Below are 16,166 nucleotides of genomic sequence, written 5' to 3'. Positions count from 1 at the left end.
TTCGCCTTCTCGTACTCGGCCGCCACCTCCTCGCCGGCGGCGCGCAGCGCCTCCAACCGGCCCACATCCCGCGTCGCCTGCGCCCGCAGGACCGCGGCCGGCGGCCCCGCCGGCGCGGCGGCCATCAGCAGCGTGGCGCTGCAGGTGTCGTGCAGCACCGCCAGGTACTCCTCCTCCGCCCGACGCCGCTCCCGTGACAGCTTGTGGCGCCGCCGCGCCTGTGCGGCGGCGGCCAGCGCCCGGTCCTCGGCACGGCAGCGGCGCAGCACCAACTGGTAGAGGGCGCACCCCATGGCGGCCTGGACCAGCAGCCAGAGGATCTGCGGGACGGCCGCCATCCAGGTGTCGGGGCGGCCGAGCATCACGCCCAGCAGGTCGGCCCCGGCCAGCAGCAGCGCCGCCGCCGCGCCGACCAGCGGCGGGTGGGTGAACTGGTAGGCGACGATGGCCACGCTGACCGCGACCAGCACCCAGGCATGGCCGTGCTCCTCCTGCGCGGCGGGCACCGTGGCGCCCTGGGTGAGGCAGAGCGCCGCGAGGAAGGCCACGTCCGCGCAGGCCACCGTGCGCGGCGCCATCCCCCGCTCCCACCAGCGCAGGTGGAGGACGGTCCACACCACGGCCGCGACGGCGGCCGTGGCGGTCGCCGGCAGCTGCTCCGGGCCGGTGGCCAGCAGCGCGAACGCGGCGCAGCAGACCACGACGATGGCCCGGCCGCGCAGCACGTAGGAGCGGCCGACCGACACGAACGCCGTCTCCGCCGGGCCGCGGGCGGCGGGCGCATCCGACGCGCGGCGCTTCACCGCACCGCCCGGTTCATAGCGATATGTGCCCAGCCAATGACCATGGCGTGACCCCCTGTGTAGCGGTGGCGCGAAACGGTCACGGAACCTCCACATGTGCTCTAGCGTTCGAGCCCGTTGATGCTGACCTCCACTGACAGATCCATGCGCCGCATCCCCGCCCTCGTCGACGCCGTACGTCCGGCGGTTCGCGCGCCGTGGCCGGGGTGGCCGGCGCCCCGAACGAGGAGCGCCGATGGCGACGGGTCGGACACGTACGACGACGAGGCTGGTCGCGCTGGCGGCCTGTGCGGCCGTGTGGGCCGGTGGGCTGCCACCGGTCGCGCAGGCGGCCGGTCCCCGGCAGGATGACACGCCCGCGGTGGCGAGCACGCCCGGGCACCCGGCTTCCGTACCGGAGAGCACCGCCGAGGCGGCCGCGGTGGCCGCCGCAGAAGAGGCGGGAGAGCCGGTCGAGGTGACCGAGCTGCGCGGGGAGACCCGCGAGGTGATGGCGCTGCCGGACGGCACGCTCGAGGCGCGGGAGTACGTGACGCCCGTGTGGTCGCGGACGGACGGCGGCTGGCAGCGTGTCGACACCGACCTCAGGCCCGCCGACGAGGGGCTCCGACCGGTGGCCGCCACCGTGGGGCTCCTCCTCTCCGCCGGCGGAGAGGGCCCGCTCGCCACGCTCTCCCGCAACGGCCGGGACCTCGCCATGAGCTGGCCGGCTCCGCTGCCCGAGCCGGACGTGGAGGGCCCCCACGCAACCTACCCGGAGGTGCTGCCCGGTGTGGACCTGCGGGTGTCCGCCGGGTCCGACGGCTTCACGACACTTCTCGTCGTCAAGGACCGTGAGGCGGCGGAGAACCCTGCGCTGCGCGAACTGCGCTTCGAGCTGGAGACGGACGGCGTCGACGTCGCGGTCACCGACGACGGCGGGCTGCGCGCCGGCGGGCCGGGGGCAGAGGCGGTCTTCGAGGCGCCGCCGCCCCTCATGTGGGACTCCGGTTCCGCCGGCGACGCCCCGGCAGCCGCCCGCTCCGCCGAGCGCGCAGGCACGGAGACCGCGGAGACCGCCCATGCCCCCGCCGGCACCGGCGGTGAGGACGGCCCGGCCACCGGGCCGGTGGAGTCCTCCCGGGTGGCCGGAATCGACACCCGGGTGACCACCGGCGGCGAGCTGGTGCTCCGCCCCGACGCCGGGCTGCTCGGCGGCGTGGACACCAGCTACCCGGTCTACATCGACCCCCAGTGGCACTCACCGCGCGCCTCGGCCTGGGCGATGACCTCGCGGGCCTACCCCACCACTCGCTACTGGCAGTTCAGCGGCAAGAGCGACGAGGGTCTCGGCAACTGCACCGGCTGGGCGGGCTGCACCTCCGGCGACGTCAAGCGGCTGTTCTACCGCATCGACACCTCCCGCTTCGCCGGTACCCGCGTGATGTCCGCCGAGTTCGTGGTCCGCAACACGCACTCCGCGCAGTGCTCCAACCACCCCGTGCAGCTGTGGCGGACGAAGGGCATATCCAGCTCCACCAGCTGGAACACCCAGAACGCCTCCGGCTTCTGGGTCGAACGGCTGAGCACCCAGTCGTTCCATTACGGCGGCGGCCAGTCCGCCTGCAAACCTGCCGGCGACGCCGAGTTCCCGATCCGCGCGGCGATCCAGAAGGCCGCCGACGACCGCACCGCCACCCTCACCTTCGGGCTGCGCGCCGGCAGCGAGAGCAACGCCAACCAGTGGAAGCGGTTCCACAAGAACGCGCACCTCCGGGTCCAGTACAACCGCCCGCCGGCGCAGATGAAGATGTCGCAGCTGACCATGGAGTACGGCGGCACCTGCAAGGGGCCGGGCAAGGGCTCCGCGGTCCGCACCCTGGGCCAGCTGCGGGCGGCCTCGGCCACCGACCCGGACGGCGACAACGTGCGCGTCCAGTTCCAGGTCAAGCGGGGCGCCGAGGTCCTGTGGAACTCCGGGCTGACCACGGCCAAGAAGTCCGGCAGCAGCTTCTCCGTGAACCTGCCGACGAACCTGCCGCGCGACGTCGAACTGCACTGGCACACCCGCGTGTACGACGGAGCCGACTACGGGCCGTGGTCCAGTGCGGGCACGCCCACGGCCTGCTACTTCACCTACGACTACTCCGTGCCCGCGGCGCCGGCCATCGGCTCGACCCAGTACCCCGAATCCGATCCGGCCGACCCCGAGGACCCCTGGCACGACGGCGTCGGCCGCTACGGCACCTTCACCCTGGCCAGCCCCGCCGCGGACGTCGTGGCCTACCGGTACGGCGTGAACACCGACCCGCTGCCCGCCAACCGCGTCGCTGTCGCCCGCGGCGCCGCGGGTACCGTCCTCGTCCTGCCCGAGAGCCCCGGCCTCCACTTCGTGACCGCCCAGGCCCTCGACGGCGCGGGCAACGCCTCGGAGACCCGCACCTACCAGTACCGGGTCGGCTCCGGTCCCGGTGAACGCATCCGGTGGGCCCTCGACGACCCGGCGGGCGCGGACGCCTTCGCCGGCTCCGCCCCCGAACGCCGGGCGCGGCTCGTGGGCGGTGCCGCCGCCGGCGCCGTCGGTGCGCTCGGCACCGCACTCGCCCTCGACGGTGTCGACGGCCACGCTGTGACCGCCGGTCCCGTCGTGGAGACCGGCGGCTTCCACACCGTCTCCGCCTGGGTCCGGCTCGACCGGCTCCCCGACGGTGACGCCGTCGTCGTCAGCCAGGCCGGCCGCCACAAGCCCGGCATGGAGCTCTCCTACCGCGCAGCCGACGGCGCCTGGTCCTTCGGCCGGTACCGCCAGGACGCCCCCGGGGACGTCACCGCCGACCGCGTCACCGACACCCGCCCCGCCGTCGCGGGCGAGTGGACGCACCTCCTCGGCTCCTGGGACGGCGCCGCGCTGCGGCTGTACGTCGACGGTCGCGCCGCCGGGACGCACACCGCTCCGACCGCCTGGGACGCCCGCGGGCCGCTGCGGATCGGCGCCGGACACCAGGACGGGGAGACCGCCGGCCACCTGCCCGGCCGCGTGGACGAGGTCGCGCTCTTCGCCGGGTTCCTGCGCGGCGACGACCCCGACATCGCCCGGCTCCACGCCAAGGAGCGACTGCGCGAGTCGCCGGGCCGCCCCGCGGTGGCCCTGTTCGACCTCGACGAGGCGTCATCCGCGACGACCGTTTCCGGTGCGGCGGACGTCATCCCCGCTCGGCTCCACGGCGCCGTGGAGACCGGGGTCGACGGGGTCCAGGCGGGTGCCGCCGCCTTCGACGGCACCACCGGGCACGCCCTGGCCGACGCCGGCGTCGTCCGCACCGACACCAGCTTCAGCGTCTCCGCCTGGGCGCGGCTGGACAAGAGCCGCGGCGCCGGCGCCGCGATCATCGCCGCGCAGCACGGCCGGGAGCGGCCCGGGTTCGAGCTGTACTACTCCCGCGTCTACGACCGCTGGGCCTTCAACCAGTACTCGGCGGACGCCGTCGGAGCCACCCCGGTCCGCGCACTGCAACCCGCCGGCACCTCCGCCCGCGACGGCGAGTGGGTCCACCTGGTCGGCGTCCACGACGCCGTCCGGCAGACCCTCACCCTCTACGTCAACGGGCGCGCAGTCAGCACCACGAGCCACACCGCCCCCTGGCACGCCCCCGGCCGGGTCTCGATCGGCGCCGGCAGGTACGGCGAGAACACCGGCTCCTACTTCCCCGGCGACATCGACGACGTCCGCGTCCACGACCGGGTGGTCACCGCCCGCGAGGTCACCCAGCTCTACCAGCAGCCCGCCCGGGTGACGGGACGGTGGATGTTCGAGACCGCCACCGCCGGGGCCACCCCCGACGCCTCCCCGGAGGGGAACGCACTCGCTCTCGCACCCGGCGCCGCCATCGGCACCGGCTGGGTCGACTCCGGCGCGCTCGACCTCGACGGGGCCGGCGGCCACGCCCGCACCACCCGGCTGCCCGCGGCCACCGACGGCAGTTTCACCGTCGCCGGCTGGGCGCAGGCCGCGGGGACGCCGACCGGCCCGGTGACCTGGCTCAGCGCCGCGGGCACCGCCCGAGACGCCCTCGCCGTCCGCTGGGTCCCCGACCCCGAGGACCCCGAATGGGGGACCTGGCGCCTCCACCTCACCTCCGACGACGACGCGACCGGGACGGTCACCGAGATCGTCAACCAGGCGGTCGCCGACGTCCGGTCGTGGCACCACCTCGCCGTGGTCTACGACGGGCTGGACAAGACAGCCCAGCTGTACGTCGACGGCCGGTTGGAAGAGGTGGTCTGCGCCGACCCGTCGGACCTCGACGGGCCCACGGACGACGAGACGCCCACCACCACGGACAGCGCCGGGTGTGTGCCCGGCGGCTCCTGGGCGGAGAACGCCCTGGCCTTCGAGGCGACCGGCGCGCTGGAGGTCGGTCGGACGGCCCGCGCCGACAGCGGTCCGGGGGAGCACTGGCCGGGGTCGGTGGACGACCTCTGGGTTTTCCAGGGCGTCCTGACCGAGCACCAGGTCCGCTCACTGGCGGCCGGCACCGCCGGCCTGCCGACCCAGGTCCCCGGCGTCGACTGACCGACGGCGGACCGCCGGTGCCCGGCCGCTCCCGGCCGGGCACCGGGCCCCGCGCGCCCGAACGCGGCGCCGCACCACGTGACGAGGCCGAGCGCGGCCCGTCCTGCCACTTCCGAGGAAGAGGGGCACATCAGATGACAGCCAAACCGCGGTGGTCGCGGCGGCTCACCGCGACCCGCCGCGCCACCGCAGGGGCCGTGGCCACCGTTCTGCTCGCCGGACTGGTGCAGGCCGTCTCGGCACCGACCGCCGTCGGCGACCAGAACCGCCCGGAGGTGCCGCAGGCGGAGGAGCCGGTCGCCGGCGCCGGCGACCTGCCCGTACTGCCACGCCACCACGGGGAGGCGCCGGCCGCGTCCGTCCCGCCCCCCGAGGGCGACCAGGCCCCGCCCACCGGCAGCGCGGATGTCACCCTCGCCGGTCCGGGGAGCGGACCGCTGCCGACGCGCGCCGGGGACCTCCCCGTCACGCTGGGCTCGGCCACTGCGCCCGCCACCGCCACGGTCGAGATGCACGACCTCGCCGAGCGCACCGACGGGCCCACCCGCGACGGCGCGCTGGTCGTCATCGACGCCCACCCGACCGAACCCTCGGCCTCTGCCGCCCCGGCGGTCGGCACCGAACTCTTCCGTGCCGGTGCCGGCGCTGCCGGCGACACGCTGCGCGCCGACATCACCCTCGACTACAGCTCCTTCGCCCGAGCCCACGGCGGCGGCTACGCCTCCCGCCTCACCCTCTCCCGGCTGCCGGGCTGCGCCGCCGACACCCCGGAGAAGGCGTCATGCGCCACGCCCGAACCGCTGGACGCGCGCAACGACACCGCGGCCCGCACCCTCACCGTGACCGGGCTCGACCTGCCCGCCGGTGAACCCGTCGTCCTCCTCGCCTCCTCCGAGGCGGAGAGCGAGGAGGGCGACTGGGCCGCCACCGACCTCGCGTCGTCCTCGGCCTGGGAGACCGACCTCAACACCGGTGACTTCACCTGGTCGCACCCGTTCGCCGCTCCCGAGGTCCCCGGCGGCCTGCCGCCGTCCCTGGGGCTGGGGTACAGCTCCGGCTCCATCGACGGCCGTACCGGCGGCAGCAACAACCAGGGCTCGTGGGTCGGCGACGGCTTCCACCTCTGGCCCGGCTACATCGAGCGCAAGTACGAGTCCTGCGCGGTCGAGGAGTTCGAGAACTCCGACGGGCACGCCGTCCACGACCTGTGCTGGGACCACGACAACGCGCACATCTCCTTCAACGGCATCGGCGGCGAGCTCGTCCCCGACGGCACCGACCGCTGGAAGCTCCAGAGCGACGACGGCACCGTCGTCGACCGGCTCCGCTCCACCGCACGCGGCAACGGCGACAACGACGGCGAGTACTGGCGCCTCACCGACCCCGAGGGCACCCGCTACTACTTCGGCTACCACCGGCTGCCCGGCTGGAGCACCGGCCGCGACACCACCGACTCCACCTGGACCGTCCCGGTCTACGGCAACGACCGGGGCGAGCCCTGCCACGACGCGACCGCGAAGGACGCCTGGTGCCAGCAGGGCTGGCGCTGGAACCTCGACTACGTGGTCGACTCCCGCGGCAACGCGGCGGCCTACTACTACAACAGGGAGGAGAACTCCTACAGCCGCTTCCTCGACACCGACAACAACACCCGCTACACCCGCGGCGGCAGCGTCGACCGCATCGAGTACGGCCTCCACCGCGACAGCGTCTACACCGAGCGCCCGCTCGCCAAGGTCCTCTTCACCGGCGCGGACCGCTGCCTCGCCGGCGGCGGCGCCGACTGCTCCGACATCCGCAAGGACTCCCGCCACTGGTACGACACCCCGTGGGACCTCAACTGCGACAAGGACGAGGAGTGCGACACCGGCCGCTACAGCCCCACCTTCTGGACCACTGAGCGCCTGGCGAAGGTGACCACCCAGATCCTCACCCCCGACGGCCACCGCGACGTCGACTCCTGGCAACTGCGCCACCGGTGGGGCACCGCCGACGTCAACTACCAGCTGCTGCTCACCGGGGTGCAGCACACCGGCCACACCGCCGCCACCCCCGCGACCCTGCCCGCCACGACCTTCGCCTACGAGCAGCTCCCCAACCGGCTCGACCGGACCGGGGACGGCTACGCCCCGTTCATCAAGGCCCGGGTCTCCTCCGTGGCCGACGAGGCCGGCGGCCAGATCGACGTCGGCTACTCGGCGCCGGCCTGCACCACCGGCTCCACCCCGACGCCCCACACCAACACCACCCGGTGCTTCCCGCAGTACCTGGGAGGCGGCCCCGACCACGATGCCGAACTGCACTGGTTCAACAAGTACGTCGTCGAGTCCGTCACCGCCACCGACCGCACCGGCGGCGCACCGGACCAGGTGACGCGCTACCAGTACCTCGGCGGCGGCGCCTGGCACTACGACGACGACAACGGCCTCGTGCCCGAGGACGAGAAGACCTGGTCCGTCTGGCGCGGCTACGGACACGTGCGCGTGACCACCGGCGGCCAGACCTCCGCCTCCACCCAGGAGGACCACTACTTCCTCCGCGGTATGCACGGCGACCGGCTGAACCCCTCCGGCGGCACCCGCAACGTCACGGTCGCCCTCGGGGACGGCGAGGGCGCGGCCCTGACCGACCACCGGGCGCTCGCCGGCTTCGCCTACCGGACCGTCACCTTCGACGCCCCCGGCGGCAAGGTCCTGGAGCGGACCGTCACCCGCCCGTGGAGCCACCGCACCGCGCGCAGCGTCCGCGACTGGGGCACCCTCACCTCCGACTTCGTCGACATCGCCTCCCGCCACGCCTGGACCTCGCTCGACGCGGGTGCGGGTGAGCGCTGGCGCGCCACCGACCAGTTCTTCACCTACGACACGGTCGCCGGACGCGTCACCACCGAGGACATCCGCGGCGACTCCGCGACCGCCGACGACGACCAGTGCACCCGTACCAGCTATGCCACCGACACCCCCGGCGGCATCCTCACCGCCGTCTCCCGCGAGGAGACCGTCGCCGGCCGCTGCTCCCTCACCCCCGACCGCGCCCGCGACGTCACCACCGACGTCCGCTACGCCTACGACGGCAAGGCGTTCGGCGCAGCACCCACCCACGGCGACGTGACCGCCACCGCCGTCCTCCACGAGCACGACGGCACCACCGGCACCTACATCGAGTCCGCCACCGAGTACGACCGCTACGGCCGGGTGGTCAAGCTCACCGACATCACCGGCGAGCTCCGCTTCACCGGCACCGCCGCCCCCGTGCGGACCGCACGCGACGACGGACTCAGCACCACCACCGTCCACACCCCGGCCACCGGCATCCCCGTCACGGTCACCGAGACCACGCCGCCCGCCGTCGCGGGCGACGCCACGACCGCCCAGCGCATCACCACCACGCTCGACCCGCGCCGCCCGGTGGCGGTGCGCACCACCGACACCAACAACCGCACCACCCACGCCGAGCACGACGCCTTCGGCCGCCTCACCAAGGTCTGGTTCCCCGACCGCACCCTCCGGCAGCTCCCCAGCACCGAGTACGTCTACCGCCTCGCCGAGGGCCAGCCGGCCGCCGTGGGCACCCGCACCATCGGCAACCGAGGTGTCCAGGACACCTCCTGGGTGCTCTACGACGGACTGCTGCGTGAGCGGCAGAGCCAGACACCCGGCCCGGACGGCGGACGGCTGATCGCCGACACCTTCTACGACGAGCGCGGCCTCACCGCCAGGACGTTCGCCGACTACTACGCCGACGGCCCGCCCTCCGCCACCATCTTCCAGGTCGCCGACGAATCCCTCGTCGAGTCCCAGACCCGCCACACCCACGACGGGCTGGGCCGCGAGACCGTCACCCGCGTCATGGCCGGCGACGGTGACGGCGGCAGGGAACTGTCGGTGACCCGGGCCGAACACCTCGGGGACCGCTCCGTGGTCGTCCCCCCGGAGGGCGGCACCACCACGACCACGATCATCAACGCCCTGGGCGAGATCTCCGAGCGGCGCCACCACCACGGCCGCTCACCCGACTCCGCCTACGACGCCACCCACTACGCCTACGACGCCCACGGCCGCCTCGCCTCGGTCACCGACGCCGAGGACAACGTCTGGCGGTACGAGTACGACCTGATCGGCAACGAGACCACCGTCCACGACCCGGTCTCCGGGACCCGCCGCTCCACCTACGACGAACGCGGCCTGCTCCGCTCGTCCACCGACGGCCGCGGCACCACTCTCGTCCGGGAGTACGACGGCCTCGGCCGCGCCACCGCCCTGCGCGAGGACGACGCCGACGGCACCCTCCTCGCCGAGTGGGAGTACGACACCGTCAGCGGCGCGGTCGGCCAGCAGGCCCGCGCCACCCGCTGGCACGAGGGCAACGCCTACGTCAGCGAGAACATCGCCTTCGACAGCCTCTACCGGCCGATCCGCACCCGCGTCACCATCCCGGACTCCGAGGGGGAGTTGGCGGGCTCCTACGTCTCCAGCAACGAGTACGAGCCCTCCGGCGTGCTGCGCTCCGTCGGCCTGCCGGCCGCCGGGTCCCTGCCCGGACAGAACCTCACCTTCGGGTACGAGGACGGCACCCTGCGACCGGTCACCGCCCGCGGCCCGCGCGGCATCGCCGTCGACACCCGCTACAGCCTCACCGGGAAGCCCCAGCAGTTCGAACTCTCCGCTGCCGGCGGCAAGAAGATCTGGGCCACCAACACCTACGAGTGGGGCACCCAGTTCCTCGCCACCACCCGCGTGGAGCGCGCCGACCAGCCGGGCGTGGACCGGCACGAGACCTACCGCTACGACCAGGTGGGCAACGTGCTCTCCGTCTCCGACGTCGGCGGCGGGGCCACCGACACCCAGTGCTTCGCCTACGACCACCTCCGCCGCCTGACCGAGGCGTGGACCGAGGCTCGCACCGAGTGCGCCGCCGACGGCGGCGCGGCCACCGTGGGCGGCCCCGCGCCCTACCACCACGGCTACGCCTACGACCCGCTCGGCAACCGCACCACCGAGACCGACCACGAGGCCGGTCTGGAACGCACCTACCACTACGACGCCGACCAGCCGTACGCCGTCGCCGCCGTCGAGGACACCGGCCCCGACGGCACCACCCTGCGCCGTGAGTACGGCTACGACGCCGCCGGGAACACCGTGACCCGCGACCGTCCCGCCGAGGGCGGCACGGCGGAACAGACCCTCACCTGGAACGCCGAGGGCCGCGTCTCCGAGGTCGACAACGGCGACGGCTCCGGCCCCACCCGCTATGTCTACGACACCGCCAACACGCGGCTCATCGGCCGCACCGAGGACACCGCCACGCTCTACCTCGGCCACACCCAGGTGACGGTCGAGACCGGCTCCGACACCGCCACCGCCACGCGCTACCTCGACCTCGGTGGCGGCCACCAGGCTCTCGTCGCCGACGACGGCACCGTCTCCTTCACCCTCGCCGACCACCACGCCACCGGCCACCTCGCGATCGGCGCCGAGGACCACACCGTGGTGCGGCGCCGCACCCTGCCCTTCGGCGGCGCCCGCGGCGAGGCGCCGGACGACTGGCCCGGCACCAGGGCGTTCGTCGGAGCCACCGACGACACCGAGGACACCGGACTCCTGGGCGTCGGGGCCCGCGAGTACGACGCGGAACTCGGCCGGTTCCTCAGTGCCGATCCCGTCCTCGACATCGCCAACCCCCAGCAGATGCACGGCTACTCCTACGCCTACAACAACCCGCTCGCCTTCACCGACCCCACCGGCCTCTTCGGCAAGTCCCTCGGCAAGGCGCTGAAGAAGATCGGCAAGGCGATCGGCAAGGCCGTCGGCAAGGCCACGGGCAAGGGGAAGGCCAAGGGCATCGCCACGCGCGGCCCCAAGCGTTCGTCCGGCGGTGGCAAGGGCACCGTCGGAAGGAGCCCCGGCTCGATCGGCAAGGGCAAGTCCGGAGGCGTCAGTTGGATCGGTCGAGGCGGCGGTGGCATACGCGGCGGCGGTGCCTCGGTCTTCCGCGTCTCCCACGGCGGCCGGGACTTCGTCCCAGCTCCCTGGGAGACCGAAACCGACTGCAACGCGATGTGCCAGTACGAGGCGCTGGGAGAGAGAGCCTGCTACCGAGGAACCGGACCCTCCCGCTGTGCGGAGGAGGTCGGCGGGTGGTGGGCGACCGAGCTCTATCTGAGAGGCGTCAGACCCGACAAGTGGCTCTTCACCGAGGGCGATCTCTTCACCGAGGAGATGCGCAAGTCGGACCACATGTCCGAAGTCAGGGAGAGGCTGAGGAGCGATCTGCGCACAGCGCGGGCGGGAGACCGCGACAAGTTCGACGAGGTGTACGACCGCGACCACGGCAACGCGACCGTGGGGGAGCGGTTGGGCACCATTGCGCGGGACGTCGTGGAGCACCTCTCGAATCGGGGAAACCAGTCGCAGCACATCGGCTCCTACAGCGTGTTCGTCCATGTCGAGAGCATCGATCACGAGGCCGGGACCGCGACCGTGGTCTTCCGGGTGCGGGACAAACTCACCAGCGACTCACTCTTCCGTAACCCGATCACCGGCTATGACTCCGACAAGCCCAAGAACGAGGAAGGCACCGAGATCGATGTCCGCTGGCGGGAGACCATCAACCTGAAGTAGCCCTCTCCCGCTCCGCACGACCCACCCGGCCCGCCCCGCCGCCCGACGCCTCCGCGTCCGGCGGCGGGGGGGGCGCCGTGGGTTCACGGGCCCGCCACGCGTGTACCTGCCCGCCATGTGTGGGGGTCGCGGAGGTTGTGGGTCGATCGAGCGTCACCGCCGCGCGCCTCCCGGCGGTACCGTCTCCGCCGGTAGCCGAGAATCTTCGCGGCTGCCGGAGCCGTGTTCGCGCCGGGGGGTCGGAGCGAACACCCGGTGCCGCCCTCCGCGGGCGGCGCCGGGCATCCGGGGGGAGCGGCTCACAAGCGACGCGGCGGAGCGCACCGGCTGTCCTCGGACCAGGACGCGGCCGGGCGTCGGATCGTCCACGGGGGGCGACCCGGCGCACGCGCGCCGCTGCGCACTGCGTCCGGCGCCGGCGGTGACCACACCCGCGCGGCGCCGGACGCGCGTCCGCACCGGGGAACCCGGCCGCCGCCTGCACCCGCGGTCACCTCGCCCACGCCCACCGTGACACCACGCGTCGACGCACCCCACGGCACGCCCGGGCCCTTCCCGCGCCGCTCACCCCCTGCTGCCGGGGGCTTCGCCACCTGTCCCCCCGCTGTTCGGACGGGTGTGCGGCGACAGGTGGACAGAAATCGGTGACGATGGGAAGGAGAGAGAAGAGAGACATCGGACGAACGAGAGGGCAGGCCAGTGAAGACAGCCGTACTGGGACCGGCCGAGCGGACCGACGCGCTACGGCGAATGGCGGAACGCGAGCTCGATGTGCTGGTGGTCGGAGGCGGCGTCGTCGGCGCCGGAACCGCCCTGGACGCGGCGACCCGCGGTCTCAGCACCGGGTTGCTGGAGGCGCGGGACTGGGCCTCCGGCACCTCCAGCCGGTCCAGCAAACTCATCCACGGCGGGCTGCGCTACCTGGAGATGCTCGACTTCGCCCTGGTCCGGGAGGCGCTCAAGGAACGCGGGCTGCTGCTCGGGCGGCTCGCCCCCCACCTGGTGAAGCCCGTCCCCTTCCTCTACCCGCTGCAGCACAGAGGCTGGGAGCGGCTCTACGCGGGCTCCGGCGTGGCGCTCTACGACGCGATGTCGGTCTCCTCCGGGCACGGCCGCGGCCTGCCCGTCCACCGGCACCTCAGTCGCAGCAAGGCGCTGCGGGTCGCCCCCGCGCTCCGCAAGGACGCGCTGGTCGGCGCCCTGCAGTACTACGACGCCCAGATGGACGACGCCCGGTTCGTTTCCGCGCTGGTCCGCACCGCCGCCGGCTACGGCGCCCAGTGCGCCAACCGAGCGCGGGTCACCGGCGTGCTGCGCGAGGGCGAGCGGGTGGTCGGCGTCACCGTCGACGACCTGGAGTCCGACGACGGCAACGGCGGGTTCCGTTCGCTGGAGATCCGCGCCAAGCAGGTCGTCAACGCGACCGGCGTCTGGACCGACGACACCCAGGGCATGATCGCGGAGCGCGGCCAGTTCCACGTCCGCGCCTCCAAGGGCATCCACCTGGTCGTGCCGAAGGACCGCATCCACTCCTCCACCGGGCTGATCCTGCGCACCGAGAAGAGCGTGCTCTTCGTCATCCCGTGGGGCCGGCACTGGATCATCGGCACCACCGACACCTCCTGGGACCTCGACAAGGCCCACCCCGCGGCCTCCAGCGCCGACATCGACTACCTGCTGGAGCACGTCAACTCGGTGCTGGCGGTGCCGCTCACCAGGGACGACGTCGAGGGCGTCTACGCCGGGCTCCGCCCGCTGCTGGCCGGCGAGTCGGAGGCGACGAGCAAGCTCTCGCGGGAGCACACCGTGGCGCACCCCGTCCCGGGGCTGGTCGTCATCGCGGGCGGGAAGTACACCACCTACCGGGTCATGGCCAAGGACGCGGTGGACGCCGCCGTCCACGGGCTGGACGTCCGGGTGGCCAAGTGCTGCACCGAGGAGGTGCCGCTCGCCGGCGCCGAGGGCTACCACGCGCTGTGGAACGCCCGCGCCCGGATCGCCGCGCGCGCCGGACTGCACGTGGCCCGCGTCGAGCACCTGCTCAACCGCCACGGCTCGCTCACCGAGGAGGTGCTGGAGCTGATCGAGAACCGGCCCGATCTCGGCGAGCCGCTGGCAGGCGCGGACGACTACCTCCGTGCGGAGATCGTCTACGCCTGCTCGCACGAGGGCGCCCGCCACCTGGAGGACGTCCTCACCCGCCGCACCCGGATCTCCATCGAGACCTTCGACCGCGGCACCCGCAGCGCCCGGGAGTGCGCCGAGCTGATGGCCGGTGTGCTGGGGTGGGACCAGAAGCAGATCGACCGTGAGGTCGAGCACTACGAGAAGCGCGTGGAGGCGGAGCGGGAGTCGCAGCTGCAGCCGGACGACCAGACGGCGGACGCCGCGCGGTTGGGCGCCCCGGACACCGTGCCGCTCTGACCTGCCCCACCACTCGCCCACCCTGGGACGGTGCCCCGCCGCGACGGCGGGGCACCGTCCGTTTCGGGCCCCCTGATCCCGGACGCGCGCTCCGCGGTGTCGCTCCGATGGGTGACAATGTGCGCAACGCCGGAGGGGACACGACACATGGGCCACCACAACGGGGAACGCGGCGACACCGGAGACCCGGAGGACGTCACCGCGGCCGACGGAGCGACGGACGAACGGCCGGCCCGCACCGCGGACCCGGCCCCGCCGGCCGGCGCGGCGCCACGGCCGGGCGGCGACGACGCCGCCGAGGCGCCGAGCGCCGACGGCGCGAACGGCACGGGCGACGGCGCGAGTGACGGCGAGGGAAGTGCCGCACGAGCGGCTTCCGACTCCCCGCCGACGGTCTCCCTCGGGACGGCGGAGCGGGAGTCACCGGCGACCGTCACCCTCGGCCCGGACCGCTCCGATCTGCCCTCTCCGCGCACCGTCAGCCTGGCGCCGGGGGTCGCCGCAGCGGCCGACGCCGCGGCCGATGCGCGTGCGGCCGACGTCCCCGCGCCCCGCGACGCCGCGCCCGAGCGGCGGCCCGCCGCCGACCCCGACGCGGAACGCTCCGCCGAACTCGGCCTCGCCTACGGCGAGGAGCTGCCCGACGACCCCACCGGCGGCGACTACGACGAGGACCAGGCCGCCTTCGTCCCCGTCCCGCCCGTGGAACTGCTCGCCCACCGCTACCGGCTCGGGGCGCTGCTGGGCCGCGGCGGCATGGGGACGGTCTGGCGGGCCACGGACGAGAAGCTCGGCCGCCAGGTCGCGGTGAAGGAACTGCGGCTGTCGTCGGTGATCGACGACGCGGAGCGGCGACGCCTGATCACCCGTACCCTGCGCGAGGCCCGCGCCATCGCCACCATCCGGGGGCGCGGCGTCGTCACCGTCTTCGACGTGGTGGACGAGGGCGACCGCCCGTGGATCGTGATGGAGCTGATCGAGGGCCGGTCGCTGGCCGACGTGATCCGGGAGGACGGCCCGCTGACCCCGCGCCGCGCGGCCGAAGTCGGGCTCGCCGTGGTGGACGTGCTGGCGGCCGCCCACCGCGCGGGGATCGTCCACCGCGACGTGAAGCCCTCCAACGTGCTGGTCTCCGACGTCGACGGCCGGGTGGTGCTCACCGACTTCGGGATCGCCAAGGTCGAGGGCGACCCCTCGATCACCTCCACCGGCATGCTGGTGGGCGCGCCGTCCTACATCTCCCCGGAGCGGGCCTGCGGCGAGGACTTCGGCCCGCCCGCCGACTACTGGTCGCTGGGGGCGCTGCTCTACTGCGCGCTGGTCGGGCGTCCGCCGTACGACCGCGGCGGGGCGATATCGACGCTGACCGCCGTCATGAACGACCCGGTGGTCGTCCCCGGGGCGGCCGGTCCGCTCGCGGAGGTCATCACCGGCCTGCTCGACAAGGACCCCGCCGAGCGGTTCGACGAACCGGTGGCCCGCGCCATGCTGCGGGACGTGCTGGACCGTTCCCGCCGCGCCGCGGCAGGCGCCGGAACGCTGGTGCTCGGTGCGGATGCCGCGCGGCCGGCCGCGCGCGAGGAGCGCTCCGGCGCCGGCGCGGGCCCCGCTTCCGCGGGCCCCGACAGCTCGGCGGACTCCGGCGACCTGCCCGCGACCGCCGCCGCCGGGACCGCCGTTGACCGCTCGGCGATGCCCGCCGATCCGCTGTAGAGGTAGGGCAGCACCCGGGGGTCCGTACGGGAGACCGGGAAGGCCAGTGTGGGT

5 protein-coding genes are annotated in these 16,166 nt (G+C 73.9%); 4 read left to right on the top strand and 1 reads right to left on the bottom strand.

The genetic code is table 11. The features are described from left to right. The coding region (locus HCN56_RS15945; protein ID WP_209312802.1) for a hypothetical protein at nucleotides 1-746 on the bottom strand (746 nt) is incomplete at its 3' end. Between the two features lie 418 nt (nucleotides 747-1,164). Between HCN56_RS15945 and HCN56_RS15940 the strand changes: the two genes are divergently transcribed. The 4 genes from HCN56_RS15940 to HCN56_RS27265 all read left to right on the top strand — a co-directional run bounded on the left by HCN56_RS15940 (nucleotide 1,165) and on the right by HCN56_RS27265 (nucleotide 16,112). Further along, on the top strand, nucleotides 1,165-5,355 hold the full coding sequence (locus HCN56_RS15940) for a LamG-like jellyroll fold domain-containing protein (RefSeq protein WP_312871258.1): 4,191 nt from the start codon (nucleotides 1,165-1,167) through the stop codon (nucleotides 5,353-5,355). 134 nt (nucleotides 5,356-5,489) lie between these two features. Further along, nucleotides 5,490-11,975, top strand: coding sequence for an RHS repeat-associated core domain-containing protein (locus tag HCN56_RS27015; RefSeq protein ID WP_167971690.1), 6,486 nt, complete (start codon nucleotides 5,490-5,492; stop codon nucleotides 11,973-11,975). Nucleotides 11,976-12,674: 699 nt separating this feature from the next. Then, nucleotides 12,675-14,399, top strand: coding sequence for a glycerol-3-phosphate dehydrogenase/oxidase (locus HCN56_RS15930; protein WP_167971688.1), 1,725 nt, complete (start codon nucleotides 12,675-12,677; stop codon nucleotides 14,397-14,399). A 147-nt stretch (nucleotides 14,400-14,546) separates the two neighbouring features. After that, nucleotides 14,547-16,112, top strand: a complete 1,566-nt coding sequence (locus HCN56_RS27265) for a serine/threonine-protein kinase (RefSeq protein WP_167971686.1) — start codon at nucleotides 14,547-14,549, stop codon at nucleotides 16,110-16,112. Nucleotides 16,113-16,166: the final 54 nt, after the last annotated feature.

It is taken from the genome of Streptomyces lonarensis (assembly GCF_012033735.1).
Lineage (GTDB): Bacteria > Actinomycetota > Actinomycetes > Streptomycetales > Streptomycetaceae > Streptomyces > Streptomyces lonarensis.
The sequence above is the reverse complement of the archived record's forward strand: the minus strand, read 5'-3'. Positions and strand labels throughout refer to the sequence as shown.

What these genes read in the sequence shown, in the direction of transcription:
- HCN56_RS27015 (WP_167971690.1), top strand. Translation starts at nt 5,490, where the DNA reads ATGACAGCCAAACCGCGGTGGTCGCGGCGGCTCACCGCGACCCGCCGC.
- HCN56_RS27265 (WP_167971686.1), top strand. Translation starts at nt 14,547, where the DNA reads ATGGGCCACCACAACGGGGAACGCGGCGACACCGGAGACCCGGAGGAC.